The 26,397-nt window shown below is 52.0% G+C and carries 21 protein-coding genes; 5 read left to right on the forward strand and 16 right to left on the reverse strand.

Annotated features, from left to right (window positions below; translation table 11 throughout):
* Positions 1-3: 3 nt before the first annotated feature.
* The 3 genes from AB1I67_RS21065 to AB1I67_RS21075 form a co-directional block, all read right to left on the reverse strand.
* The gene (locus AB1I67_RS21065) at positions 4-417 is read right to left on the reverse strand and encodes a C-GCAxxG-C-C family protein (RefSeq protein ID WP_367032220.1); all 414 of its coding nucleotides are present in this window, start codon (positions 415-417) and stop codon (positions 4-6) included.
* 113 nt (positions 418-530) lie between these two features.
* A complete protein-coding gene (locus AB1I67_RS21070; protein WP_367032221.1) occupies positions 531-1,493 on the reverse strand; it encodes a Gfo/Idh/MocA family oxidoreductase in 963 nt (320 codons plus the stop codon).
* 251 nt (positions 1,494-1,744) lie between these two features.
* The gene (locus tag AB1I67_RS21075) at positions 1,745-2,668 is read right to left on the reverse strand and encodes a hypothetical protein (protein ID WP_367032223.1); all 924 of its coding nucleotides are present in this window, start codon (positions 2,666-2,668) and stop codon (positions 1,745-1,747) included.
* A gap of 343 nt (positions 2,669-3,011) precedes the next feature.
* Between AB1I67_RS21075 and AB1I67_RS21080 the strand changes: the two genes are divergently transcribed.
* Both AB1I67_RS21080 and AB1I67_RS21085 read left to right on the forward strand, forming a co-directional pair.
* Positions 3,012-4,040: a 3-deoxy-7-phosphoheptulonate synthase gene (locus AB1I67_RS21080; protein WP_367032225.1), complete on the forward strand. Its 1,029-nt coding sequence runs from the start codon at positions 3,012-3,014 to the stop codon at positions 4,038-4,040.
* A 178-nt stretch (positions 4,041-4,218) separates the two neighbouring features.
* The gene (locus AB1I67_RS21085) at positions 4,219-5,640 is read left to right on the forward strand and encodes an MATE family efflux transporter (protein WP_367032227.1); all 1,422 of its coding nucleotides are present in this window, start codon (positions 4,219-4,221) and stop codon (positions 5,638-5,640) included.
* A 79-nt stretch (positions 5,641-5,719) separates the two neighbouring features.
* On the opposite strand, the gene AB1I67_RS21090 is transcribed toward AB1I67_RS21085, so the two are convergent.
* The 12 genes from AB1I67_RS21090 to AB1I67_RS21145 all read right to left on the reverse strand — a co-directional run bounded on the left by AB1I67_RS21090 (position 5,720) and on the right by AB1I67_RS21145 (position 22,627).
* Entirely contained in the window at positions 5,720-6,655 is a 936-nt protein-coding gene (locus tag AB1I67_RS21090) for a hypothetical protein (RefSeq protein WP_367032229.1), read from the reverse strand.
* Between the two features lie 336 nt (positions 6,656-6,991).
* Positions 6,992-8,602 carry a mannitol dehydrogenase family protein gene (locus AB1I67_RS21095; protein ID WP_367032230.1) on the reverse strand — a complete coding sequence of 537 codons (1,611 nt, stop codon included), beginning with the start codon at positions 8,600-8,602 and terminating at the stop codon, positions 6,992-6,994.
* Positions 8,603-8,756: 154 nt separating this feature from the next.
* A complete protein-coding gene (locus AB1I67_RS21100) occupies positions 8,757-9,434 on the reverse strand; it encodes a GntR family transcriptional regulator (protein ID WP_367032232.1) in 678 nt (225 codons plus the stop codon).
* 106 nt (positions 9,435-9,540) lie between these two features.
* The gene (gene uxuA / locus AB1I67_RS21105) at positions 9,541-10,620 is read right to left on the reverse strand and encodes a mannonate dehydratase (RefSeq protein WP_367032233.1); all 1,080 of its coding nucleotides are present in this window, start codon (positions 10,618-10,620) and stop codon (positions 9,541-9,543) included.
* 196 nt (positions 10,621-10,816) lie between these two features.
* Entirely contained in the window at positions 10,817-11,233 is a 417-nt protein-coding gene (locus AB1I67_RS21110) for a DUF3592 domain-containing protein (RefSeq protein ID WP_367032234.1), read from the reverse strand.
* A gap of 136 nt (positions 11,234-11,369) precedes the next feature.
* Complete coding sequence (locus tag AB1I67_RS21115; protein ID WP_367032235.1) at positions 11,370-13,220, reverse strand: DUF2264 domain-containing protein; 1,851 nt, start codon at positions 13,218-13,220, stop codon at positions 11,370-11,372.
* Positions 13,221-15,509: a DUF4962 domain-containing protein gene (locus AB1I67_RS21120; protein WP_367032237.1), complete on the reverse strand. Its 2,289-nt coding sequence runs from the start codon at positions 15,507-15,509 to the stop codon at positions 13,221-13,223. It abuts the gene before it with no gap.
* 50 nt (positions 15,510-15,559) lie between these two features.
* The gene (locus AB1I67_RS21125; RefSeq protein WP_367032239.1) at positions 15,560-16,672 is read right to left on the reverse strand and encodes a glycoside hydrolase family 88 protein; all 1,113 of its coding nucleotides are present in this window, start codon (positions 16,670-16,672) and stop codon (positions 15,560-15,562) included.
* Positions 16,673-16,683: 11 nt separating this feature from the next.
* Positions 16,684-17,565, reverse strand: coding sequence for a carbohydrate ABC transporter permease (locus AB1I67_RS21130; RefSeq protein WP_367032240.1), 882 nt, complete (start codon positions 17,563-17,565; stop codon positions 16,684-16,686).
* A 13-nt stretch (positions 17,566-17,578) separates the two neighbouring features.
* The gene (locus AB1I67_RS21135) at positions 17,579-18,490 is read right to left on the reverse strand and encodes an ABC transporter permease subunit (protein ID WP_367032241.1); all 912 of its coding nucleotides are present in this window, start codon (positions 18,488-18,490) and stop codon (positions 17,579-17,581) included.
* Between the two features lie 66 nt (positions 18,491-18,556).
* On the reverse strand, positions 18,557-20,212 hold the full coding sequence (locus tag AB1I67_RS21140) for an extracellular solute-binding protein (protein WP_367032242.1): 1,656 nt from the start codon (positions 20,210-20,212) through the stop codon (positions 18,557-18,559).
* Positions 20,213-20,386: 174 nt separating this feature from the next.
* Positions 20,387-22,627, reverse strand: a complete 2,241-nt coding sequence (locus AB1I67_RS21145) for a helix-turn-helix domain-containing protein (RefSeq protein ID WP_367032243.1) — start codon at positions 22,625-22,627, stop codon at positions 20,387-20,389.
* A 199-nt stretch (positions 22,628-22,826) separates the two neighbouring features.
* Here AB1I67_RS21145 and AB1I67_RS21150 point away from each other — a divergent pair, with 199 nt between their 5' ends.
* The 3 genes from AB1I67_RS21150 (at position 22,827) to AB1I67_RS21160 (ending at position 25,754) form a co-directional block, all read left to right on the forward strand.
* Positions 22,827-24,023, forward strand: coding sequence for an alginate lyase family protein (locus AB1I67_RS21150; RefSeq protein ID WP_367032245.1), 1,197 nt, complete (start codon positions 22,827-22,829; stop codon positions 24,021-24,023).
* Between the two features lie 354 nt (positions 24,024-24,377).
* A complete protein-coding gene (locus tag AB1I67_RS21155; protein ID WP_367032246.1) occupies positions 24,378-24,935 on the forward strand; it encodes a YcxB family protein in 558 nt (185 codons plus the stop codon).
* Positions 24,936-25,100: 165 nt separating this feature from the next.
* A complete protein-coding gene (locus tag AB1I67_RS21160; protein WP_367032248.1) occupies positions 25,101-25,754 on the forward strand; it encodes a hypothetical protein in 654 nt (217 codons plus the stop codon).
* Positions 25,755-25,890: 136 nt separating this feature from the next.
* On the opposite strand, the gene AB1I67_RS21165 is transcribed toward AB1I67_RS21160, so the two are convergent.
* Positions 25,891-26,397 (reverse strand): PTS glucose transporter subunit IIA, encoded by a 507-nt coding sequence (locus tag AB1I67_RS21165; protein WP_367032250.1) that lies wholly within the window; start codon positions 26,395-26,397, stop codon positions 25,891-25,893.

Here is a 26,397-nt window from a genome sequence, read left to right on the forward strand (position 1 = left end):
CTTTTATTCTTCTTCAAATAGCACCTTCTCCGCGATCCCGGCCGCATCTTTAATGCAGTCTGCGCAGGAATGAAGCACCTTTCCGGTTTCAATTCCCTTTAACTCTCTGCAGATCACACTTCCGGTCCTCTCCTCAAACTGGCGGACAATCTCCCTCGACAGTTTATAGGACGCCGCTTTGCTGTCCGGCTTGTCCAGATGGCCGCTGCTTCGCTTCATACCTGCCAGCACACAGGCCCCGGTCACCGCTCCGCAGGTACCCTCCATGCCGCCCATGCCAAGCCCCAGGGCTTCCGTTAAGCGGAACATGGTCTCTTCCTCCACGCCCACCAGGTCGCAGTAGGTGCAGGCCACAGCCTGGGCGCAGTTGTAGCCTTTATTGTGACGTTTCTCTGTCTCTTCTATTCTGGATTCCATTGTTGTCTCCTCTTTCTGTTCTCTATATTTTAAGTCTTTTTTGCATTCCTTCCCACATCAATTTCTGTTCATATCAATTCCTGTCCACATCATAAGCTTATGGCACCAGAAGACTACATATCCTTTACCGCCTCATCCACCACTTCCATCATGATCACACTGTGATCCAGCATCTTATAGCAGGATTCCAGATCTCCCTCATGAAGCTGTTTTGCAAACTCCCTGAACTCCCCGGTCAGTACGCCATTCTCCGGGTCATCCGCCAGACGCCTGGTTTCTTTCGCCGTGATCAGTTCCACATACGGCGCCGAGCTGACCGCGCCCTCCACCCGGATACAGCCCTCGGTTCCCTGTACCAGGCCGTAGCAGGGGCTGGAAGAATCCTTCGCTCCCGTGCAGACTGCATGGAACCCGTCGTATTCCAGGATCGCTGTCCCTGAGGTATCGATCCCATTGTACCCGCGGTTGGCAAAATAATGAACCTTCGCAGGCTTTCCAAACAGCCCCGTCACAAAATGCAGGTTATAAAGGTTGATGTCGTACAGGCATCCGCCTGCGCACTCCGGATCAAAGGCAGGCAGGACCTCTCCAGCCTGGTAACGCCCATAACGGCTGGAGATCCGGGAATAATTGCACTGCGCCATCTTGATCTCCCCAATATCGGAAAGATGCTCCTGCACGGCCTGAAAGATCGGGGAATAAGGGATCTTAAACGCCTCCCACAAAAATAACCGCTTTGCCCTGGCAAGGTCTGACAGCTCTCTCGTCTCCTGCGCCGTGACCGTAAACGGTTTTTCACAGATCACATGCTTTCCTGCCTCCAAAGCCTGCTTCACATAGGCATAATGCATATGGTTTGCAATCCCGATATAGACCGTGTCAAAATCTCCTTTTTCCAAAAATACCCCATAATCAGTATATACGTCTTTCACTCCGTTCTTATCCGCCAGTTCCCTGCCCTTTTCCAGGCTTTTTTCCCTGACACAGATGGCCTCCGCCGTCACATCCGGCAGCGCCTTAATATCCCGGAACATCCATTCCACGATCATTCCATTGCCCACAACACCTATACGCATCCCTGTTCCCTCCTTATCTGCCTTTCAAATCGTTCTTCCGCTTCACTTCTCTGCCAGTCTATTATACTTTTTTATTGCCGGTTTGCCAACCTTACTTTCAATATTTCGCAGAATTATGCCGGCCGCCTGATCAGACTTCAGATAATCAGTAAAAGAAGGAGCAGGTCATCGTACCGCACGATAGCGATGACCTGCTCCTTCTTAATCATTGCTGCTGCCAAACATTTGACAAATGCTCCCATACTGAACTGCTATGCCTTTATCCCATACTCGCCATATAAAGCCGCACGGTAGTTCTTATCCTTCGCCGCCTTCGCCAGATCTTCCATCCTGGAATCCTCAATAAGCCGCTCCGTCAGAGCCGCAAAGTTTTCCTCGCCAATCTCTTTTCCAAGTTCTTTTCCAATCTCCTTTCCGATCTCCTTTCCGATTGCCTCTCCTTCTGCTTTTCCGGCAATCACTCCGTCTTCAAAAATCATCTGACCAATCTGTGTCATCCTCATTTCCTCCTTTATTCGGTTCTTGTATGCCTCATCAATTACCTTATCAGAGAATGTCAGGATCCCTGCAAGGGCTCTTAAGGTCTGATCCCGCTCCGGGATCCGGCGGGCAAGCTCTACGGACCGCTCGATCATGACCTGCTTATCCTGCCTGCCTTTTACAGTAAGCGGCAGGATCATAAGCTGCATCAGGTCTTCCTCGTCAAGCCGCTCTCCCGCAAGAAGCTTCTTGTCCAGCCTCCGGTAGATCTCTTCTGTGTCCTGGCGGACCAGATATGCGGATTCCACCTGCAGTGTCAGTCCGCCCAGGTCATACACCTCTTCCGCCCGCTCCACATCCGCCGTATAGAACACCAGCATCTTGATCTTCCACACCTCGCTTAACCGGTTCTGGCCTGCATAGCGTTTCAACACCCTGGCAATGTAATTTAAGTATTTGATAAAATTCTCCCGGTCGAATCTGGACTCATAGTCCATGATCGCCAGAGAACCTTCCTCCAGCTGAAACAGGTTGTCTATCCGCAGCTCATTACTCTCGATCGCCGGCAGATTCGTCGGCAGGATGCCTGCAATGGACAAATGCGGCAGACCAAACACAGCCAGGTTCTTTCCAACCAGTGTCTCTCCCGTCAGCTTGGATGCGATATCCTTGTTCTGATATGCAATATCACCCATATGTATTTCTCCTTTTATTATACTTGATCTGGTACCGTTATTGCAATACTGCCCTCCTTCATTTTCTATTTAACTGTCGTTTTGAAATCTTCCGCAAATCTGCGGCATTGATAAATATAGAATTTATCAGAACCCTGCCAGATGGAATCTCCGGCGAAGATTGTATTCAGTATAGTATTTTTTTGCATAACTGTCAATTACGACTTTTCTTGAGTTTCTCACACCAGATTTTGCAGATTTCGTTGCATTTTCTGTTTTGGCATATTATAATGAACAGGCATTCTATTTTTGTACGGATTTTACCGGATACATTCCGGAAACGAGGAGACGAGGAGAAAATCATATGTCATTTGAATTCATCAATAAGCTGCCTACCCCGGCAGAGATCAAGGAGCAATTTCCACTTCCGTCCGACTGTGTTGCCGTGAAAGCACAGCGGGACGAGGAAGTAAAGAATATCATAAGCGGAGCCAGTGACAAGTTCTTAGTCATTATCGGCCCCTGTTCCGCGGACAACGAGGATTCCGTCCTGGATTATGCCAGCCGGCTGATAAGGCTCCAGGAGGACACAAAGGACCGGCTGGTCATCGTACCGCGCGTATATACCAACAAGCCGCGTACCACCGGTGAGGGCTACAAAGGCATGCTCCATCAGCCTGACCCGGAAAAGCGCCCCAGTATGGCCGACGGCCTTCACGCCATCCGGAACCTGCATATGCGGGTGCTCAAGGAAACCGGTCTTTCTACAGCCGACGAGATGCTCTATCCGGAGAATGTGAGCTATTTGGACGATATCATGTCCTACATTGCCGTAGGCGCCCGCTCCGTAGAAAACCAGCAGCACCGCCTGGTATCCAGCGGCTGCCATGTACCGGTCGGCATGAAAAATCCGACCAGCGGCGACTTAAGCGTTATGCTCAACTCCGTGCAGGCCGGACAGCACGGCCACGAGTTCATCATGCGCGACTGGGAAGTGAGGACCGGCGGCAATCCCTGGACCCACACGATCCTGCGGGGAGCTGTCAATAAACACGGACAGTGCCTGCCCAACTACCACTACGAGGATCTGATGCTGCTGCACCGTCTCTACATGGAACGGGGCCTGATCAATCCTGCGTGCATCGTGGACGCCAACCACTCCAACTCCAACAAGCAGTACATCGAACAGATCCGTATCGTCAAGGAAGTCCTGCACAGCCGCAGGCACTCCGAAGATCTGCACGGCTTCGTCAAAGGCGTGATGATCGAGAGCTACATAGAATCCGGCAGCCAGAAGATCGGCAATGGCTGCTATGGAAAGTCCATCACCGACCCATGCCTGGGCTGGGCTGAATCCGAACGGCTGGTGTACGAGATCGCGGAAGGTCTGTAACAACGTTTCGCGGAATGCTGTTTCATGGAATATTGTTTTTAAAAAAGTGCTTACACGGAACCGGAAAATTGTGTTAAGATACACCTGTAAGAATGGTGGTATCTATGACGAGAAAGCCTCTCGTTACGGATACCACTATTTTTTTGCGCTTAAAACCAATTTCACGGAGGTAAAACACATGAATCATTCTAATAACTATCTGGCGGAGGAAAAGATCGGAAAGCTGATGCTGAAATTCTCCATTCCCTGCATCATGTCACTGCTGGTGGCGTCCCTTTACAATATCGTTGATCAGATCTTCATCGGCCAGAGGATCGGATATCTGGGAAACGGGGCCACCAACGTGGTATTCCCGGTTACGGTCATCGCCCTGGCATTTGCCCTGCTTGTCGGGGACGGCTGTGCGGCCTTCCTAAGCATCTGCCAGGGCAGAAGGGACCCGGAAAGCGCCCACAAAAGCGTTGGAAATGCCATCACTGTCATACTGGTGATCAGCATCCTGTTTCTCCTGGCGCTGGCATTCTTTCGCGATACATTCCTGACCGCCTTCGGCGCGACAGAGAATAACCGCGCCTATGCCACAGAATACTATAACTTCATTATTCCCGGCATTCCGTTTTACATGTTTGCCAATGGGATGAGTTCCATCATCCGCGCAGACGGCAATCCCCGGTTTGCCATGTTATCCACACTTGCGGGCGCAGTCATCAACGTCATTCTGGACCCGATCGCGATCTTTGTACTGGGCTGGGGCATGATGGGCGCAGCCCTCGCCACCATTGCCGGACAGATCGTATCTGCCCTGCTTGCCGTATGGTATCTGACCCACTCGTCATCCTTTAAGCTGTTAAACACCAGCTTCCGTCCTGCAGGCAGCATTTTAAAGCGTTTTCTGCCGTTAGGTACCAGCAGCTTTTTAACACAGCTCTCCATCATCGTGATCATGGCCGTCATGAACAACACCCTGGTCTCTTATGGCGCGCAGAGCAAATACGGAGCCGATATCCCTCTGACCGTGGTAGGGATCGTCATGAAAATATTTCAGATCGTCATTGCATTTGTAGTGGGGATCGCCGCCGGCAGCCAGCCGATCATCGGCTTCAATTATGGCGCAAAGAAATATCACCGGGTAAAAGAGATCTATTTGAAAATGATCCTGGCAGAAGGGGTGATCGGGGTCGTCTCCACCATGTTATTTGAGTGCTTCCCCATGCAGATCATCGGGATCTTCGGAAGCGAGAGCGCGCTTTACAACGAGTATGCCGTCCTGTCCTTCCGGATCTTTCTGAGCACGATCCTGCTCTGCTGCATTCAAAAATCCACCAGCATCTTTCTACAGGCCCTGGGCAGACCCTTCCTCTCCATGGGACTTTCCCTGCTGCGTGATTTCGTCATAAGTGTTCCGCTGGTACTGATCCTGCCGCGGTATCTGGGGATCACCGGACCGCTGTATTCCGCACCGGCAGCAGATATCTTATCCTTCATCGCAGTACTGCTCATCATGCCGCGGGTACTGAATTTCAAGGAGGGGACGAAAGAAGAAACTTCAGATAAAAGCTGGAAGCCGAATCACAGCATTGCAAAAAGCATTGAGGCGTAACTGATAAAACCGGCGGGAAATTGAGCCTGTGCAGGCATGCCCCTGCTGCTCAATTCCCCACCGGTCTTATCCTGTGTGATTACGCTTTGATCCCATACTCACGGAATAGAACCGCGCGGTAGTTCTTATCCCTTGCTGCTTTCGCCAGATCTTCCATTCTGGAATCCTCAATAAGCCGTTCCGTCAGAGCTGCAAAGTTTTCCTCACCGATCTCTTTTCCGAGTTCCTTTCCGAGTTCCTTCCCAATCTTCTTTCCGATCTCCTTCCCAATTGCCTCTCCTTCTGCTTTTCCGGCAATCACCCCATCTTCAAAGATCATCTGACCGATCTGTGTCATCCTCATCTCCTCCTTTATTCGGTTCTTGTATGCCTCATCGATCACCTTATCAGAGAACGTCAGGATCCCTGCAAGGGCTCTTAAGGTCTGATCCCGCTCCGGAATCCGGCGGGCAAGCTCTACGGACCGCTCGATCATGACCTGCTTATCCTGTCTGCCTTTTACAGTAAGCGGCAGGATCATAAGCTGCATCAGGTCCTCCTCGTCAAGCCGCGCTCCCACAAGAAGCTTCTCGTCCAGTCTCCTGTAGATCTCTTCTGTGTCCTGGCGGACCAGATATGCGGATTCCACCTGCAGCGTCAGGCCGCCCAGGTCATACACTTCTTCTGCCCGCTCCACATCCGCCGTATAGAGCACCAGCATCTTGATCTTCCACACCTCATGTAAACGGTCCTGGCCTGCGTAACGCTTCAGCACTCTGGCAATGTAATTCAGATACTTAATAAAATTTTCTCTGACAAATTTTGACTCGTAATCCATGATTGCCAGAGAACCGTCCTCCAGCTGAAACAGGTTGTCGATCCGCAGCTCATTACTCTCGATCGCCGGCAGATTCGTCGGCAGGATGCCTGTAATGGACAAATGCGGCAGACCAAACACAGCCAGGTTCTTCCCAACCAGTGTTTCTCCCGTCAGCTTGGATGCGATATCCTTGTTCTGATATGCAATATCACCCATATGTATTTCTCCTTTTATTATACTTGATCTGGTACCGTTATTGCAATACTGCCCTCCTTCATTTTCTATTTAACTGTCGTTTTGAAATCTTCCGCAAATCTGCGGCATTGATAAATATAGAATTTATCAGAACCCTGCCAGATGGAATCTCCGGCGAAGATTGTGTTTAGTATAATATTTTTCTGTGTTACTGTCAATCAGTGATTTTCCTTGAATAGCACAAGCAGCAACATCACCACAGCATCAACGGCTAAGTAACAACAAAGGAGGCAGCCCGCCCATCACGGCAACTGCCTCCCGCATATCATTATTTCAATTCCTTTATCCCGTCATCTATCAATCCAGATACTTCTTAAGCGTCGCTCTCACAGCGCCCGCTCCGGCGATCTCCTCAAGGAACATACCCTCGATCTTTTCACCGATCCCGGCCTCATATAAGTCGATGCCAAAGATATTGGCGTTGGAAAGGATCCCCTTCAACTGCCCGGTGTAGGTCTCCGGCTTTCCAACCTCGATGCCCTCCAGGGCTTTGGTCAGCTCCGGCACCATCGGGTCAGCGGACAGCTCGAACTTCTCGCCCTTATCATCCACAGCCAGCAGATACCGGCACCATCCTGCGATAGCCAGCGGGATCGCAGTCAGCTTCTTCGCGTCGCCGTACTTCGCCACGTAAGACTTGATCGTCTCACCATAACGGATCCCTACCTTCTGGGAAGTATCCGTCGCGATACGCTGCGGCGCATCCGGCATAAACGGGTTCGGGATCCTTACGTTGATCACCTCATCCACAAACGCCTCCGGGGAAAGGATGCCCGGATTGGTCACAACCGGCATACCCTCAACCGGCCCGATCTGATGGACTAATTTCTTCAGTTCCACATCCTTCATCTCATCAGCGATCAGGGTGTAGCCCAGCACACAGCCATATACAGCCAGCGCCGTGTGCAGAGGATTCAAGCAGGTAGTAACCTTCATGCGCTCTACCTTGTTTACAGTGTCCCGGTCGGTCATGTAAACGCCGGCCTTTTCAAGTGCCGGGCGACCATTCGGGAACTTATCCTCGATCACTAAGTACTGCGGTCCTTCTGCATTAACAAACGGTGCAATGTAAGTTCTCTTGGAGGTAATGACCGGATCCATATCCTCCACGCCGGCTTTTTTCAGTTCCTCGCAAACGGAATCCGCCGGTCTTGGGGTAATCTTGTCGATCATGCTCCACGGGAATGCCGCCTGGCTCTCATCGGAAAGGTAAGCCACAAAGCCTGCATCCACAAAGCCCTTCTTCTCCCACTCCTTCGCCATGGTCAGGATGGAGCTCTGAAGCTTCTCGCCGTTGTGAGAGCAGTTGTCCATGGAAACCACGGAAATCGGGTATTTGCCTGCTTTATAACGCTCAAACAGCAGCGCGCACACAACCGCCATGGCTGCGCCCGGCTTCTCCGGCCCATTGTCGATATCAGACTGGATAAACGGGAAATAATTGCCCTCGGAATTCTTCAGCGCATAGCCCTTCTCCGTGATCGTAAAGGAGATCATCTGGAGGCCCGGGTTTACAAAGATCTCTTTCAACCGGTTCCACGCTCCGGCGTCATCAGACTGTGCCTTGATAGCCTCGGTCAGGGAGCCCAGCACTTCCTTGTCGGTGGAGCCATCCGCTTTCAGGGTCACGGCCAATACCAGATTGTCGTATGGTTTGTAAATCTTGTCCACCACGTCAAAGTCAAAGGTCTCCACACAGGTGATGCCCTTGTCCAGTTCACCCTGGCTGATCAGCTTGTCTGCCAGGCCGCCCACAAAGATACGGAAAATATTGCCCGCTCCGAAATGCACCCATGACGGCGCTTTCCTTGTATTCTCCGCGATCGCCTCCACATCATAAGACGGAAGTTTGATTCCTGCTGCCTCCCATGCAGCCTGTTCCTTGATTCCTGCTAATGTCAGTTTCATTCCATTCACGCTTCCTTTTTTTGATTTTAACAACGAGTTGATATCCTTATTATAGTGTAATTCAATCCTCTGTTCAAATGTATATTTTGTTAAAATGCTTGCAAATCTTGCTGCCCGGTTCTCGTGCGATATCCTCACCAGTCACCGCACCACCTCACTGACGGAAATACTGCGGATACGCTTCCCGCACTGCCGCCTCGTCCACCTGATAACGGCTTAAATGCTTCTCCATCCACTGCTTCGCCGCGTCAGGGTCGCGGTCCCGAACCGCCTCTAAGATCCTCCGGTGGTCTTTAAGCCAGCTCTGCTCCTTCACCGTATTGACCGCCAGATTCCGCACCCGGTCAAAATGGACTGTAATGCCTTTCATCATACCATACGCCTGCATTCTGCCGGCGACCTGGAACATCAAACGGTGGAACTCATCATCCAGCTCTAAAAGCCTTTCTGAGGAACCATGCTGGTAATAAAATTCCTGCAGATCCATATTTTCCGCCAACTGTGCCAGATCGTCCTCTGTGGCCCGTTCGCACACAAGCTGCACCACCGCGGTCTCCAACACACTGCGGACAAACTGGGCCTCCTCTACCAGGCTGTAATCGATATAGGCCACCGAACTGCCCCGCTGGGGATAGATGTCCACGATCTTTACCTTCGCCAGATCCAGAAGCGCCTCCCGCACCGGGGTCCTGGAAAGGCCAAGCTCCGCCGCCAGCTCCCGGTCCGTGATCGCCGCTCCCGGCTCCAGCTCCAGCCGGATGATATTGTCCCGAATTACGCGCATGGCGTAATCCCGCCCGCTCTCATGGGGGTAACGTCCTGTTATAAACATGATGCGCCCTCCCTGCCTGTTTCTACTGTATTGCTTTCTACTATACTGCTTTCTACTGTACTGTATTCTGCTGTACCATGTTCCATCCGCTATTGCCGGACCGCAATCACTTCCGGGACATTTTGTCGATCGCTTCCCACAGCCCGTTTAAATAAGTCGCACCCAGGGCCCTGTCGTACAGCCCGTATCCCGGACGGCCAACCTCGTCCCATATCATTCTGCCATGGTCCGGGCGGATATATGCATCCGGACAGGTATCATATACTGCCTTCACGATCTCAAACAGGTCCAGATCGCCTTCGCAGGACAGATGGCTGGCCTCACGGAAATGATGATGTCCCAGGTACTTGACATTGCGGATATGCATCGCCGGAATCCGTCCCATCTCGCCAAAGTGGCGGATGATCGCCGGGATGTCATTGTCCGGGTTGGATCCCAGAGAGCCGGTGCACAGGCACAGGCCATTGGCCGTGGAGTCATTCAGTGCACAGATCTTATCAAAATCCTCCTGGCTGTGAGCAATACGCGGCAGTCCGAAGATCGGCCATGCCGGATCATCCGGATGACACGCCATCCGAATCCCCACTTCCTCACAGGTCGGAATAATCGCATCCAGGAAATACTTGTAGTTTGCGCGCAGGTCATCCGGGGTAATGCCCTCGTACTGCTTTAAGGTCTTCTCAAGCTCTGCCAGTCTCTCCGGCTCCCAGCCCGGAAGTGAGAATCCGTTGCAGTCCTCAACCGTCTTCTTCACCAGATCTAACGGTCCCATGGTCCCCAAATCCTTCTCGTCGAAGTACAGGCTGTTGGAGCCATCCTCCTCGATCGGATGGGCCAGGTCGGTACGCAGCCAGTCGAATACCGGCATAAAGTTGTAGACGATGACCTTCACGCCGTATTTTGCCAGGTTGCGGATGGTGGTGATATAATTTGCAATATACTCGTCGCGGGTGGGCAGGCCCATCTTGATGTCCTCATGGACGTTGACGCTCTCGATCACCTCGCACTCCAGCCCGGCCTCGTGCACCTGGTCGATGTACGCCTTGATCTCCTCCTCGGTCCAGACCTCGCCGGCCGCCTTGTAATCCAGAAAACCCATCAGCCCGCTCATACCCGGGATCTGACGGATCTGGCTTAACTTCACCGCGTCGCTGTTCTCCCCAAACCACCTGAATGTCATTTTCATCTTGTAAATCCTCCTTCTCAAATTAAAATTCCCCTGTTTTTCACAGGCGCCTTACGGTATCTTATGTTCCTATTATACCGCTCCTCCGCGAATTGGTCAACTAATATATTAGTATTTTAATTGAAAATCTGACAAGAAAAGGCGATGCAATTCCGTTGAATTCCAACGTTATGCACCGCCTTGAACCACAGTCTCTCTATGTACTTTTCCACACCATCCTGATCGAGCACACAGGGATCGCCACCCCCATAGCCATTATCGCCATACACAGATACATCGTAGATTTATTATTGTACCCCTCTATCAGCATCTGCTTCGGCTTATCGGGATTATACCGGATCGTCACAGCCTGCCCCTCTTTTAGTTTTTGACGATTGGTCCCGCTGCCGGATGTAATCCGGTATCCTTTCCCATCTACATAATATTCAACAATAGGAAATAAGATACGGTCGCTGCTGGACATGGATATTTTCTCTTTAAAACCTACCACAATTCCATCTGTTTCCTCTGTACAGTTCTGCCATTTTTCATTCACTCGATTGTAATTCATATATCCGATGCTGACCGCAATAACAGCAAACAAGATAAAGATCATTGTCACAAAGCCTTTCATGCAAAATCCTCCTGCCATATTCCAGCACCTAAACTCCACACCGTATCTAGTATACATGAGAATCCCCAAAGACACAATATCTGTGATTGATTTTACCCTCCATGCCAAACAGCTTATTCATACGGGTACTCCACACTTACAATTCCGGAACCTGCATACTCAGCCGGACCGCCTCCTCCGAACTGTCTGCCATCACGCAGGTAACGAGCCTGTGGGTTCCCGGCTCAAGCCTGTGGCAGATAGCCGGTATGACGGTCAGCGGCTCAAACAGGTTGGTGTTGGGAAATGCATCCACCACCCGCCCCGCACCGCCGCTTAAGCTCACCACCCGGCTGACGCCCCATGCAAAAACAGCGGACGCTGCACCAGGGCCCTCTTCAACGCAGCTTCTGCCATACTTCCCGGATTCCACAGCGATCGCGAAGCCGCTGTCTGCCACGTCAATCTCATGCTCCGTGCAGATCTCATGGACCCTCACATGCCAGGCACCTTTGGGTATGATCCGGCTAATCACCCGAACCCCCGGCATCAGGCTGTATGCAAGCTTCACCTCATCCTCCCCCACTTCAAAATGATCCGCACCATAGCGCATCTGGTAGCGGTCCTGGCCTGCTAAGGAAACCGCAAGGGTATTGTCAAACGCCCCCTCCGCCAGCCCAAATCCCCGTGACACGCTGAAGCCAAACTGGTTGGAGTAGACAAATTTCTCGTATTTTTCCGGACAGCAGCCATGATTTTTGCAGTGCTGCCCCGCCGGATAAGCCAGCACATGGTCATGGCTGTCGTGGGTGATCAGCATATGTGGATGGGACAACAGCTTTTTCTCCTCATATGGGAATATCTCCTCCTTTGCCAGCCAGAACGGATGATCCTCCGGCATTGCCAGCATCAGGAAGGTCTTGAACGCCCAGTAGGGCGATCCCGGCGCGTTGTACCGTTCGCTCATAAACAGGTTCGGATAGCCGTAACCGATGGTCAGCACCCCTCCGTTGTCAAAAACCGGCCGTTTCAGCCACTGCCCCAGATTTGCCAGGGCCAGATGCTTCATAATCCCATATCCGACTCCCTCCACCTCTGCAAACCCCATGGCGGAAAAAAACGCTCCATGGGCGAACCGGTAGGTCAGGCTCCTGCCATAAGGGAGCTCTCTTCCGTCGCCGGAAAACCAGTAGATAAAATCTCTGGAAAACGCAGCCGACCGCTCCTTAAACACCTTACTGCGCTCCGGGTCCTTTTTCTCCATAAGCTTTCCATAGATCAGTCCGTAAAAATGCATGGCAAACGGGATATAATAATCCACCTGTCCCGGATTGCCGTCGTAATACCAGCCATCCCCAGTGTAGCAGCCCTCAATGACCGCCATATCGTCCGCCATGTTTTCCTCCGACCAGGAAAGATCCAGCAGATCAAACGTCATGTTCACCAGAATGCGGAAAAATCTCCAGTTGTTGGCGTGCACCTTATGGTCATTGATCTGATCCAGCCAACGGTAGAGATGTTCCTTCTGCTGTTCTGTAAGCGGTTCCCACAGTTTGGCGGGAGCCAGGCTGATACCAGTCACAAGGGAAGCCATCTCCACCATCTTCTGGTCAAAATCCACCACATCCCCCCAGTATTCCTCGTGACCCGGATCCGTCCCGTGAATGATCCCCTCCCGGTAAAAGATAAGCCACTCATCCGCCTCCCGGCGCAGACGCTCCGGCAGATCCCGGTTGTCCCCGGCCCACAGCGGCCCCAGCCCCCACATGACACGGGCAAAGCCTTCCATCCATGCGGGCCGATCTCCGTAATGTGCCCCGGTGTTTCCCACCTTCAAAAAGCTGTGCCCCGGACTGTAAAACCCCTTCAGCGGCCGTATCATATCTAACAGGATCTCCGCCACATCCGCCCGCGCCGCAGGCCTGCGATTCTTCCATTTATCCATTCTGTCATCCATCCTCTCATTCAGCATCTCATTCATTCCTTCTGTCATGCTGTCCGCAGCCACTCAATGCTTCCGGCTCCCATCTACTTTAAGCGAAAACGAAGCCCCGTCGCAGTCAAAATAAAAATAGATATCCATCCCCTGATCGTCCTTGATCACATTGACCAGAGTTTCATTTCCCGGCTTCTGGGGGATCAAAAGCGACACCAGCTTATGCCGCACAGCCTTCCCTGTCTTAACATCGAGATGATACTGCTTTTCCAGCCCTGTAAGCTCCGCCGGGTCCACTCCTGAAAACTCGTCCGACTGGCTGATCTGTTCGATCCCTGAAGAACAGTAGACGATCCGTCCCTCCAGCTCCGCCCGCTCTCTTCGCACAAAAAACGTTTCCCCTTTCAGCTCAAAGGGCGTAAGGCTGTGGAGCAGCCAGTCAACCGAAGAATCGCTCCCTGTCTCCACCGTATCCACCATCACAAAGCAGGTCTCATTGATAAAATAGATCTCCCGCGTATAGTTTTCCAGATCGGGAACCTGTTCCAGGTAAGCGTTTGTTGCATTCTCCCGGATATAGACGCAGTCCTGCCTCTCCTCCACGGCCTCCACGCAGCCGGAGGCTTTCAGCTGCAGCACCTTATCCATACCTGCATACTGTCCCTGCCCGTTGATCAGGATCGTATTCTGCGATTTCGTCTGCCTGCGCCAGTCGCGGTGCATGGAGGAATTGAACCCAACGTAATACCCGCTCTGGATGATGAGCGGCTCCCCGAAGGCAAACAGTACAAACGTATTCTGGTCCCCATGGCTGTGGCTGACGCTGCCGTAAGGACTGCTCTTCGTCAGGAAAAAGATATGGTTCTCAAACTCCTTTAAATCCCTGTTTATCGCCACCCAGCCCACATCCCGAAACCAGGCGGCCCTAAGCGGCTCAGCCTGCGCGCAGGGACGGCAGTCCCGGTAATCATAGCGGTATACCATATCATCAAAATAAAAATCCCACCAGCCTTTGTTGTAGAATTCCTGGCTGATCTCCGGCTCCCGCGCCATCACCTGCTCATAATACCACTGATAATCCCCATTGCCGGTGGCTCCCGCAAACTGACGGATATTGAAGGCGACCTTGTGTCCCGGATAATCCCCCAGGTTGGACTGGTCGCAGAAGCTGGCCCGGTAAGTGTCCACCGGATTGCAGTACAGGGGAAAATCCCCGGTCTTTTTGAAAAACGGCCGTTGATACAGATCCATCCCTGTAAAGCTCTTTAAAGTGTTCATGGCCTCCGTCACAAAAGCCATCGCCGTAGTCCAATAGGCCGCGCCCTCCGCCCAGCCTCCATCCTCCCCGCCCCAGGGAGTATAGACCACATTCAGATAGTCTATGGCGTAATCAAGCCACTGCCGGGCCTCCTCATATTCCCCCAGAAGGACGATACAGCACGGAATGATGACCGAGGACAGGGAGCGCACGGCATGGCTGTCATACAGGGAATAATGGATCCTGGTCCTGACAATGATGTGGTCCGCCACCTGCTTAGTACGGATAAACAGCCGTTCCCGCACAAATGCACGCTGCTCTTCGCTCAGCGCATCATATAACCAGTCGTAGCCAAATGCCAGCGCATACGCTACGCGAAACGCGCATTCATCATTGTAATCCCGCTTTGTGGGGCCGTCTGTGTCCCAGGCTGCCATTGCCAGCAGCCCTTCCTTTGCCTGGGATATCAGCGCCTCATCCCCCAAGACCACACCAGCCACAGCCAGCGCCCGGATATGGCAGAGCCCGGTCTGGCAGTCCATATAATTCTGCCGCCACAGCGGGATCACCCGCTTGCCGCCGGGATAAGGCAGCGGCTCGCTCACGAACTCTTTGTCACGGTATTCCAGCACGGACCGGCGGTAAAAAACGTCAAACCCACAGTAATCCCGGTCACGCTCCAACTCCTTCCTGAACCCTTCGATCCGCTCCCGGTTCAGCCAGATCCGCGGATGCCCCATATCCACATGAGCAAAACGATCCTCACGGGACGGCAGCGGAGTTTCCAGAGCATCCTCCCCGATCACAAACCTGCGCGCCCGGCTGAAGCTGCACTCCTCATCCTCGTCCAGGCTGTATCTCCAGTAATAGGTTCCCGGCTCCATCACGCAGTCCGGCGCAAAAAAGTTAAAGGGCAGGTTCCGAAACTCCTCCGTCTCCTCAACTTTAAACTCCTCAGACGATGAAACCTGGAGACGGTAATGCAGATCCTCGCTGCTGGACGGGACCCAGGTAAACCTGGGCGGATTTTCCTTGAGCGCCTGACCGTCCGGGTAATACTTGATGCTCAGCACCGACTCCTTCGCCTCTGTCAATCTTTTCATATAAACACTCCTGACATCGATTTATTTTCAGTTCTTTCTCCCCTGCCGGATCACCAGATCATAAAGGCTTTGCCTGCCAGCCTTAAAATCCCCTCCGTCAGGAAATAATCTCCGTAGATGATCGGCACATGGGTCTCCCCTTCCCGCCCGTATGCCACGGTTCCGTTCTGGAGGATCCCGTCAGTTTCCGGATTCCAGTCACAGTGATGCTCCGCCAGTTCCATGAGCATCCTCTCTGCGCTGTCATAATACAATCTTTTCTCAAGCTCCGGCACCATCTCCGCGATCTGCAAAAGGCCGCAGGCCGCACAGGCGCCCGCCGTGGTGTCCACACTCACCGGTTCCCCCGGCGCCCTGAAATCCGTAAGAGGCACGTAACCGGTCAGGGCGATATTGGCAAGGAAATAGTGGGCGGCCCGTTTCGCCGCATCCAGATACTCCTTTCGGCCTGTGTGTAAAAACGCAAGGGCGAATCCGTAGACAGCCCACGCCTGCCCCCGCGACCAGGAGGATCCCGGCCCGTATCCCTGGCCCCCCGGACACTCCAAAAGCTCGCCGGTGGCCGGGTCAAAGATGGCGATATGATTGCAGGAACCGTCCTCCCGCTGCAGCACACGGATCGCCGTATGGGCGTGACGGTCGGCGATATCCGCGTAACGGGGATCTCCCAGTTCCTTACCGGCCCAGTAAAGGAGCGGGATGTTCATCAGGCAGTCCACGATCATCCAGCCCGGCTTATCCAGGTTCCATGCCCGGATGTATTCTCCCGCCGGATTGTACCTGCCGGCCAGCAGGTTTGCCGCGTGAAGCCCGCGCACCTTCGAGGCTTCATTTCCCGTCAGACGGTAATCCGCAACCGCCGTGTGCAGGAACTGGAAGCCCACGTCGTGGTGAAGCCCCACATACCCGGCAAGAGCCCGGTCAAAGGCTTCCTCCGAGTATTCTGCTGTGCTCCGGTATGTCTCATGGCCCGTGCTGTGGTACATCTGCCAGAGCATCCCGGCCCAGAAGCCGTTGGTCCACCAGAACGGATTGACCTCCCGCATATCCTTTTGATAGCTTCCCTCCTCCGCAATATAGGGAATCCGCTCCCCCAGCCGCCCGCATTCCGAAAACAGCTTATGATTCAGTTTATCGTAAATATCCTGCAGCTTCTCTTTCATCCTGTCCTCCTTTACTCCTTCACGGCCCCGACCATGGTGCCTTTTGTAAAATGCTTCTGCAAAAACGGATAGACACACAGGATCGGAACGGTCGCCACCATGATCGTGGCATACTTGATGGTCATGCCGATCGCCTCCGTATCCATGGCGCTGCTGCCTGTAGTCATGGAGCTCACATCATTCTGCATCAGGATCTCCCGGAGAATGACCTGTAACGGGTACATTTCCCTGGTGCGGATGATGGCGGAGGCCCAGAACCAGGAGTTCCAGATGCTCACGCCGTAATACAGGACCATAACCGCCAGGATCGCCTTGGAAAGGGGCAGCACGATCTGCATGAGGATCGTGATATGGCCCGCGCCGTCGATCTGCGCCGCCTCAATCAGGCTCTCCGGAATGCTCTCAAAGGAGGTGCGGAGGATGATCAGGTTATAGGTGCTCACCATAAACGGGATGATCAGCCCCCACAGGCTGTTGGTCAGATGCAGATCCTTTAAATTCAAATAAAACGGGATCATACCTCCGGAAAAAAACATGGTGAACACGATCAGCATCATCACCGGGCGCTTGAACATGACCCGCTTTCTGGACAAAAAATAGGCTCCCAGGGACGTCATGATGATATCCAGGAATACGCCCACCACCAGGATAAACAGGGTATTTAAATACCCCCGCCCGATCATGGGGTTCTGAAACACCTTTTTGTATGCCTCAAAGCTCATGCCGATGGGCTTAAATAAAAGGCCCACATGCTGCGTTAAAAGATTGCTGTCACTGAACGACGCCACCGCCACATACCACACCGGATACAGGCAGACGGCGATGACCACCGACAGGAATATGTAATTGAATACGGAGAACACCCGCTCCCCTCTCGATCTTTTTACTTTCACGTTCCCATCCTCCTTACCATAAGCTGGTCTCGCTGTAACGTCTGGACATCTTGTTGGTAAATAAAAGAAGCCCGAAGTTGATCACCGAGTTAAACAATCCGATCGCCGTGGAATAGCTCCAGTCCTGCTCTAAAAGGCCGATCCGGTAAATATAGGAGGATATGATATCCGCAGTCTCATAGGTGGAAGCATTGTACAAAAGGATCGTCTTTTCATATCCCATATTCATAAGGGAGCCGGTCTTTAAAATGAACATGATGATGATGGTCGGTGCGATAGCCGGAAGCGTCACATGAATGAGCTGCTTCCATTTTCCCGCGCCGTCGATCTGCGCCGCCTCATAGAGCTGGCTGTCCACGCCGGCAAGAGCGGACAGATAGATGATGGAACCCCACCCAACCTCCTGCCAGATGCTGGAAAACACATAGATGGAACGGTACAGCTTCGGGTCCTGCAAAAGCGGCGCCCGGCTGCCTCCGAACATCTCGATCACATCATTAAACAGTCCATTTGTCATACCAAAATCCGTCAGCATACCAGTCACAACAATCAGCGAAATAAAGTGCGGCAGGTAGGTCACGGTCTGCGTCAGGCTCTTAAACTTCTTATTCCTCACTTCATTGAGCAGAAGGGCGAGGATGATCGGCGCCGGAAATCCCAGGATCAGATTGTACAGGCTTAGCAGGATCGTATTCTTGATGAGCCTTCCAAAATACACACTGTTGAAAAATCTTGTAAAATTCTCCAGTCCCACCCACGGGCTTTTTGCGACGCCCAGCGCCGGAGTGTATTCCTTAAAGGCAATGATCGCGCCGTACATCGGCTTATAGTGGAACAGGATGTAAAACAGAAGGACCGGAAGCATCAAAAGATACAGCGAGCGGTTCCGGCTCCAGTCCTTTTTCAGGCGATAGCTTAACTTCATACTGGTTTGCTCCTTTTCTCTTATTCAGAAGGGACTGTTGCTCCCAACAGTCCCCTTGCCTTCGGCCTATCTTGAATTATAACGATCCAGGGCCGCATTCTGGATCTCCAGCGCGCGGGCCAGTCCCATATTCTCGATGTTCTTAACATATGTGTCAAAATTATCAAGGCTCTCTGTGCCAAACATGAATTTGAGCGTCATCTCGTCACGGTACGTATTGATCTCATTCATGATGGTGGAGAATTCCTTGCTCTCCTCAGAGGTTGGCGTGATCGGCGGAAGCAGGTGCGCCTTGCCGTTGGAATCACCCCAGACAACCGGAGTCTCTTTCTGCTCATCCAAGGTGTAATACTGCTCCAGATAACGCACATCCTGGACAAACGGACCATTGTAATTGCCGCGGATATAGGCGGACATGGCCTGGGATATGGGCAGTCCGTCCGGATTCTTCATGATCTGGTCCGTGTAGGTGGGATAACCGTCCACCATGGTATAAGACTCACCCTCGATACCAAAGTTGAAATACATATGGCCTTCCTCGCCGTAAGCATAGTCCATCAGCCTGGCGGCCCGCTCCACATCCTCGCAGGAGGTGGTGATCGCAACGCTTGCACGGCCGGAGTAGGGGTTCTCGATCTGGCCGAATTCTGCCTTCTCCCCTTTTACAAGGCTTGGCGGCGGAGCCGCAACCAGCTTAAAGGAAGGAGTGGTAGCCTGGGCTGCTGCGGTCCAGGTACCCATGCGGCTTCCCGCCTGGCCCATGGATGCGCCTGCAAGCCCATTGGTCATCTTGGCGCTGACCTGGTCATTTTTAAGAGTTGCCAGATCCGGGTCGATCAGCCCCTCTCCATACCACTGCGCCATAGTAGTCAAAAATTCCTTATACCCCTCCTCAGTGGCGCCAAAATGCACTTTTCCGTCGCTTCCCACATAGAAAGAACGGTTCGTCCCGTAAGCATAGGCAAACGGGTCAGAGGTCAGATACTGGTTATTGGTATACTCAAAGGTGTACGGAGCGGCAGCGCCCTTTTTCTCCTTAAATGCGGTGAGGACCGTATGCCATTCATCCATGGTGGTCGGCACCTCCAGGCCCAGCTCATCCAGCCAGTCCTTCCGCAGCATCAGCCCGATGGTGTTTAAAAGCCTCTCATCTCCGCGGATAAATGGGAACGCATAGTAGTTGCCGTCATCCGTTTTGATCATACGGTCGATCTCCGGATTGGCCTCCAGGTATGCCTTCAGATTCGGGCAGTGCTGGTCGATGATATCATTTAATGGAAGGATCACGCCGTCCTTGATCGCCTTTTCCGGTCCGCCCGGATAATCCACCACCCAGTTGTACTCCATCAGATCCGGCAGGTTGCCGTCCGCCAGGATCAGGCTGAACTGCTCTTTAAGCTGCCCTGTGGGCGGATGCAGGAACTGGATATCCACTCCGGTCCGCTCCATCCAGCCTTTTCCAAATGGAGAATCCCCCAGGTTTGCATAATTGGCTGATACCGTGGTAGTCAGCTCGCACCAGTACTGAAGCTGGTCCCCCGCCGCCATGGGATAAGAAAACTCCCCTGCGTTCTGCGCTCCCTCCGCTTCCGTTCCGGCTGTTTTTTCCGCCGCGGTTGTGGGGGCTTTTGTCTCTGCCGTCTGGCTACCTCCGCCGCAGCCTGCCAGCATCCCGGCTGTCATGGCTGCTGTCAGTAATACGGATATGGCTCTTTTTTTCATGTTTAAGTACTCCCTTTCCTATACGATTTTAAAGTGCAAATTCCCGACCCGGCCGTCCGTCGTCTGTGCCCTCATCATAGCACTGCGCAAAGTCAGAAAGATATAGAAAAAATGCAAACTCCATCGGCAAAAACCCAAATTTCATTTGCATTTTTTTAAGTCAATACTCAAATCTTAAATTTTCTTTTTTAATTGTCCCGGTGTGATGCCTTTTTTCTTCTTAAATGCCCGGATAAAGGTCCCACTGTCCCGAAATCCCGCCAGTTCCGCTACCTCCACCACGCTCTTTCCTTCTGTCAAAAACTGCGCCGCGTGTTCGATCCGCACCGTATTGATATAATCCAACAGGCTTCCTCCGGTCTGCTTCTTATATATAGAAGAAAGATAGGCCGGCGTCATGTCAAAATACTGGCTTGTGATGGAAATGTTTAAATCCGGATCCATATAATGCCCGTCGATATACTCCTGAACCTTCCTGCTCAGGGTCCGGTCGCGGCTGGTCTCCTTCTGAAGCTCCAGGACCTTTTTACAGATCTGGTTGAGCAGGTTCTCAAACTGCCGCTTGACCTCCTCCACCGGAAGATAAGCCTTGGACTGGTCCGGGAAGTCTAACTCCGCCGCCGCTTCCCGGTATCCTCCCTGATTGGCGCCTTTTAAAAGAGTCCCGATCATATCATAGACCAGGCAGCGGTATATATTGGCCGAAACCTTCCCCGTCAGATTCATGTCGAACACCTGGCGCATGGTCTGTCCTGCCTGTCTGCTGTCTCCCACCCGGATCGCGTTGATGATCTTTTCCTCCAGTTCCACCGGATAATCATATTCCGGCTGGATATTCTTCACCTCGTCGTAAAGGATCAGGCTGGTGTCCAGAATGCTTAAATATTCCCTCATATCCCAGGCCTGCTGATAGGACACATGGATACCATCCAGACCTCTGCATATGGATCCGGCCATGACCTTAATGGAAAAATCAAAGGAATCCTCCGCCATCTGCTGTAGGTTTTCTGCCATCTCTTTGAGCATCTGCATATGCTGGGCATCCTGGGACGGCAGGTTGACCACAGCCGCCACCCGCTCTCCGACCTCCACCATCTCCACATTGGCGTAGTTTAAACATAACTCCTCAAATATGTTGGTGATCACAAATTTCTGCAGCGCATTTTCTTCCATGCTTTCCCTGCGGATCTCCGGCTCAAACAGGATCACCACATTGTAATCCAGCTTCAGATTGATCCCGTAAGGCTCCATGGGCTTACCGTTATAATAATCCTGGAGAAGCCGGATCAGATAATAATGTTTCAGGCTTTTCCGGTTTGCCGACAAAAGCCGCTCCGTATTTACCTGCTCCTGAAAGAACTGATTAATCTGGCGGTTCAGCCACTGGTATTCATTCTCATTCTCACCGATCTCCCGGTGTCCATGCTTTTTCATGGTCTCGAGAAGCATTTTTACCGGGTTGTAATTCTTCCTGGTCAGATAACCGGAGATGCCCACTCCGGCTATGATACAGAGGAACAGCCCCAGCACCGCCACATTCTGGATCTCCCTGGCGTCTTTCTCTATGAGGGCCGTCGGCGTGACCGCGACATATTTCCACGCGGTCTTATCCGATCCTATGACTGTCACCAGCATGGAATTGCCCGCACGGTCCGTCTCCATGAAGCTCCCCTCCGGCAGATTCCCGTATTCCAGCCCATACTGTCTGGAGATCTCAGGATTGGCAGAGATCTCGGTCCCCCGGTCTCCGATCACCTGGATATCCATGGTTTCATCCCAGGTCATGGCGGACAGCCTTTGACGGACCGTCTCATAGTCTACAGCGACCCCAATCGTAGCCGAACGCTCCCCGATGGCAGAGTCCAGGATCGTCATGGTAAAGATCAGCACATCCCCGCCGGACTTCCGATGGACCGGCAGCATATCATTATAATGGGATTCCCCCATATAAGCCTTAAACTCCTCAAAGGAGGTCACATCACTGTCATAGTACAGGCTGTAATACATTTCGGCAGACATATTGCCGTTGACACAGGACACCTTCTGGGTATTATTAAAATACACAAAGATATCCTTTATAAAATCCTCCGACATGGCGATTGCCTGCAGATCATTGAACAGGTAATAGAGGGTCATCTGGTCGTCCTTGCCAAAATCCCCCCTCACCTTGCTTGCCAGCTGGACGCTGGTATCCATGGCCATCCTGGCAGATATTTTCTGGATATTGTCAATCTCCTTATCCAGATCCTTCTGCACCATGACCAGCAGATTCGTATTCATTTTTTCCGCCTGACGGCGCACATTGCGGAATGTATAGCCATAGATCACAGTTCCCAGCAATACCGGGACTAAAAAAATACCTACATATGACAAGAACATACGCAGATATACCTTCGAACGGTTTTTCACTGACATCTCCCCTTCCCCTGTCTTCTATCTTATCGAAAAATCAGCTCCCTGTACATGAGCAATTTTTAAAATCATTGGCAATTTTTAGAATCGGCACCATTTTTAAAAATGTCCATGGTTCCGTTCTTTTGTTTATTGGATTTTCTGACAGGCCGCGGTAGACTGGAATTACAACAGAACATAAAAGAATGCGAGGTGCCCAGCTATGATATTTTATCCAAAGACTTATCTGATTCCCATCCCGATGCCGGAAGCATCCTGTGTCCCGACGGCAGGAGTGTCCAGTCTCCGCTCACTGGAAGCGCCCGGTATCCCGGCGCTCTCCCTGGCTGGCAAAGCTCATCTGCTCTCCCAGGCTGAGGAGTATTTGACAGCCCCCATCCCGCACATAACTGATGCGGTCTGTCCGGGCAGCCCGGGAACCATACACGATTACTGCTCCAACGGGGATTACTGGTGGCCTGATCCCGACTCCCCCGATGGTCTTCCCTTCATCCGCAGGGACGGGGAGACCAACCCGGACAATTTTAATTCCCACAGGATGCTGCTGCGCCGGATGCGCACCCTCTCATCCTGTCTGGCAGCAGCCTGGAAGCTTACTGAAAACGAACGGTATGCGGCGCGCGCAGTGCAGATCCTGAAGGAGTTTTTCCTGGATCCTGACACCCGTATGGCCCCGCACCTGTCCTACGCCCAGGCCATCCCCGGAATCTGCGATGGACGGGGCATCGGCATCATCGACACCATCCACCTTGCGGATATCCCCTTTGCAGTGCAAGCTTTGAAAAACAGCAGTGCCATGACGGATGACATAGAGACCGGACTTCGTCTCTGGTTTTCCCAATATCTGGGCTGGATGCTGACCAGTGCCAACGGGATTGAGGAGATGAACACCGACAACAATCACAGCATCTGTTTTTTTATGCAGGCCGCCGTATTCTCCCTGTTTACAGACAATGAGCTGATCGCCGGTTTCTGCCGGGAACATTACAAAAAAGTCCTGATCCGCCAGATGGAGCCTGACGGGTCCTTCCCCCGGGAGCTGGCCCGCACCAAGCCCTACAACTATTCCATCTTCGTTGTGGACAATTTAGTAACTATCTGCCATGTACTCTCCACCCCGGAGGACGATCTCTGGGACTACACAGACACAGACGGAAGGAATATCCGCAGGGCCATCGACTTTATCCTGCCTTATCTGCTGGATAAAAACGCCTGGCCCTATCCGCCGGATGTCATGCACTTTGACGCCTTCCCGGCCCGTGCTTCCTTTATGCCCTTTGCCGGATACCGGCTGGGAATCCCTGAGCTGATCAAGCTGTATGAAAGCCTGCCTCTGGAACCGGAAGATGAGGAGGCGCGGCGGAATGTGGCAGTGCGGCAGGCGGGGCTGTGGATGTAGGTATAATGCATAACAGTTCAGCGCGGGAGGGATTTGTCGCAACGGGAGCGGCGGGGCGGAGGGAAGCTTTCGGAGGTCGCTTTCGCTCGGTGAAGCGCATAGCGGTACGTAAGGCGCGTGAAATACCGCGCCTAAGTACCGATGGGCTTCGACGCCTCCGATAGCTTCCCTCCGCCCCGCCGCTCCCTTGGGTGAGAAATTGGGCTGAACTGTTATGAGTGCTTCCCGGTAGGATATGGCTGGCTGAGGGTGGGGGGATGGGGGTAATCAACTGGTTTATGGGAAGAAAACTCTTGCTGTTTTTCTAACTATACGATATGATTAAGTAATATTTTATTTCAAAGGAGAATTGGCATGAGACCTGATGTTATTACGATTTCTTCCAGGATTGATACGAAAACCTTTCGTAAGTTTGCGATCTTTGATACGATCACTCGGCAGAAGCGGTACCGTTCCCCTGTGATTTTTATGGGGATTATGTTGGTGTTTGCCTGTATCTGTTATGTTATGAACGGGCGTGTGGAGCAGGCGGTGCTGCTGGGGAATGTACTTTTGGGGATCGGCGTTATCCTTCCGGTGGTTTATTTTGGGACGTTTTATTTTTCTGTGAACTCGCAGGCCAGGAAGATGAAGCTGGAGCCGCCGAAGCATGTGTACACGGTTACCATGACCGATGCCGCGGAAGGGATCTCGATCGTAACCCCTACCGGGGAGGGCGGTACGCTGCGGGTGAAGTGGGCGAATCTTTTTATGGCTTACCGGGTGGACGGGTGTATCTACTTTTTCATCTCCCCGCGCCAGGCTTTTCTGTTCCCGGATGACCAGGCTAATGTGACCCCGGATGAGCTCTGGGAGTTTTTGAAAGAAAATATGCCGGCTGAGAAGCTTGTGGACCGGAGAAAATCCCGATGAGTAAATATTCACGATACAGTTCGGACGATATTTTACAATACAAAACAGCGCCTGTATTATATAGTTAATATAAGCAGGGTTAAATAAGGATAAATTGTCAGGAACCTCTGCGGCTTTTTAAGTTACGATACTGCAAAGTATTAAATGAAACGAAAGAGGTGGATCATGAGAATTTATAAATTACGATTTGATATGCTGATTTGTTTTTTACTGGCTGCATTGATGGTATTTGGTACAGAAAAAATTTTGCCTGTCTTTTATTCTGCGCTCTATGACAAGTATTTGGAGGCACATACAGTGGCAGATGGCGATATCGGGGGAATCGCCGGTGATGATGTTTACCGCGCACAGAACGTGGATGAACTGCTTTCCCACGATACGTTTACCGTAAAAGTTGGTCATAGCTCTGTTATGATTGCTGATACCGGGTATTTCGGGGATCATTACCTGCTTAATCTGGAACTTCCTTCTGGAGAACGGATCGCTGCCTGCATTAACAACGATGCAATGCAGAGGAATTTTGAAGACGATTTTTATATTATGCCTGTGGGAAAAGTAGTAAAAGCAGATCTGTCCGCTGATACTGAATTTCTTAGCCAGATTGAAGCCTCCCAGGAACTGAGCCGCACTGATTTTTACCTGGATATGAGCGGGAAAAGTGGTTCTAATTTTGTAAGCGCAGAAAGCTATGATGAACAATATACCATTTATATCAAAGCGGCGGTAGCTGTTATCAGCTTTTTCTTATTCCATATAATTGGATGCAAGCTGGGCCTGTTCCCTCCCTTTATCCCAAGGAGAAGGAAAAACAGGGAATGATCCCGGTCTGACATCAGACAATTTTTATCATGTATATCTGTGCCTGCCGAAAAATACCGGCAGGCATATTTTTTACAGAATACAGTTATAGAAAAGTGACCATACGGAGCGTAACAAAAGAACTCCCTTCCTCCGTCTAGATCCCCTGGCTTCCCATAGCTTCGCCGCATCGGTACATACTGCCGACCTTCATCTGCATATGGGGAAAATTGGCGCAGTTCGTCACTACAAATACGGAACTCACCGGATACCCCGCTTTCCGTATTGTATCCATATCAAATAAGAGCAGCGTTTCTCCGCATTTTACACGCTTTCCTTCTGACGCCTTCACGGTAAATCCTTTTCCATTCAGGTTCACGGTGTCGATGCCTACATGGATGATGACCTCCATTCCAGTCTCAAGCGTAAGCCCTATGGCGTGCTTTGTAGATGCCACGGCAGAGACAATGCCGTCCGCAGGGGCTGTCACCCTTCCTTCCGCCGGTTCGATCCCGCACCCTTTTCCCAGTATTCCCTGTGAAAACACCTCGTCCCTGACCTCGGAGAGAGGGATATACGTTCCTGTGACCGGCGCATAGAGCACCCCCGTCTCCCTCTGTCCGCAGCCCGGATTTTTCTTTAAAAGCTTATCTAACAGCTTCAT

The sequence above is a fragment of the Clostridium sp. AN503 genome, from assembly GCF_040719375.1.
In the GTDB taxonomy this organism is placed as follows: domain Bacteria; phylum Bacillota; class Clostridia; order Lachnospirales; family Lachnospiraceae; genus Brotaphodocola.

Bases quoted from the DNA above. Each gene is read 5' to 3' on its own strand.
- AB1I67_RS21065 (WP_367032220.1), bottom strand. From the start codon at position 417: ATGGAATCCAGAATAGAAGAGACAGAGAAACGTCACAATAAAGGCTAC.
- AB1I67_RS21070 (WP_367032221.1), bottom strand. From the start codon at position 1,493: ATGCGTATAGGTGTTGTGGGCAATGGAATGATCGTGGAATGGATGTTC.
- AB1I67_RS21075 (WP_367032223.1), bottom strand. From the start codon at position 2,668: ATGGGTGATATTGCATATCAGAACAAGGATATCGCATCCAAGCTGACG.
- AB1I67_RS21080 (WP_367032225.1), top strand. From the start codon at position 3,012: ATGTCATTTGAATTCATCAATAAGCTGCCTACCCCGGCAGAGATCAAG.
- AB1I67_RS21085 (WP_367032227.1), top strand. From the start codon at position 4,219: ATGAATCATTCTAATAACTATCTGGCGGAGGAAAAGATCGGAAAGCTG.
- AB1I67_RS21090 (WP_367032229.1), bottom strand. From the start codon at position 6,655: ATGGGTGATATTGCATATCAGAACAAGGATATCGCATCCAAGCTGACG.
- AB1I67_RS21095 (WP_367032230.1), bottom strand. From the start codon at position 8,602: ATGAAACTGACATTAGCAGGAATCAAGGAACAGGCTGCATGGGAGGCA.
- AB1I67_RS21100 (WP_367032232.1), bottom strand. From the start codon at position 9,434: ATGTTTATAACAGGACGTTACCCCCATGAGAGCGGGCGGGATTACGCC.
- uxuA (WP_367032233.1), bottom strand. From the start codon at position 10,620: ATGAAAATGACATTCAGGTGGTTTGGGGAGAACAGCGACGCGGTGAAG.
- AB1I67_RS21110 (WP_367032234.1), bottom strand. From the start codon at position 11,233: ATGAAAGGCTTTGTGACAATGATCTTTATCTTGTTTGCTGTTATTGCG.
- AB1I67_RS21120 (WP_367032237.1), bottom strand. From the start codon at position 15,509: ATGAAAAGATTGACAGAGGCGAAGGAGTCGGTGCTGAGCATCAAGTAT.
- AB1I67_RS21125 (WP_367032239.1), bottom strand. From the start codon at position 16,672: ATGAAAGAGAAGCTGCAGGATATTTACGATAAACTGAATCATAAGCTG.
- AB1I67_RS21135 (WP_367032241.1), bottom strand. From the start codon at position 18,490: ATGAAGTTAAGCTATCGCCTGAAAAAGGACTGGAGCCGGAACCGCTCG.
- AB1I67_RS21140 (WP_367032242.1), bottom strand. From the start codon at position 20,212: ATGAAAAAAAGAGCCATATCCGTATTACTGACAGCAGCCATGACAGCC.
- AB1I67_RS21145 (WP_367032243.1), bottom strand. From the start codon at position 22,627: ATGTCAGTGAAAAACCGTTCGAAGGTATATCTGCGTATGTTCTTGTCA.
- AB1I67_RS21150 (WP_367032245.1), top strand. From the start codon at position 22,827: ATGATATTTTATCCAAAGACTTATCTGATTCCCATCCCGATGCCGGAA.
- AB1I67_RS21155 (WP_367032246.1), top strand. From the start codon at position 24,378: ATGAGACCTGATGTTATTACGATTTCTTCCAGGATTGATACGAAAACC.
- AB1I67_RS21160 (WP_367032248.1), top strand. From the start codon at position 25,101: ATGAGAATTTATAAATTACGATTTGATATGCTGATTTGTTTTTTACTG.
- AB1I67_RS21165 (WP_367032250.1), bottom strand. From the start codon at position 26,397: ATGAAGCTGTTAGATAAGCTTTTAAAGAAAAATCCGGGCTGCGGACAG.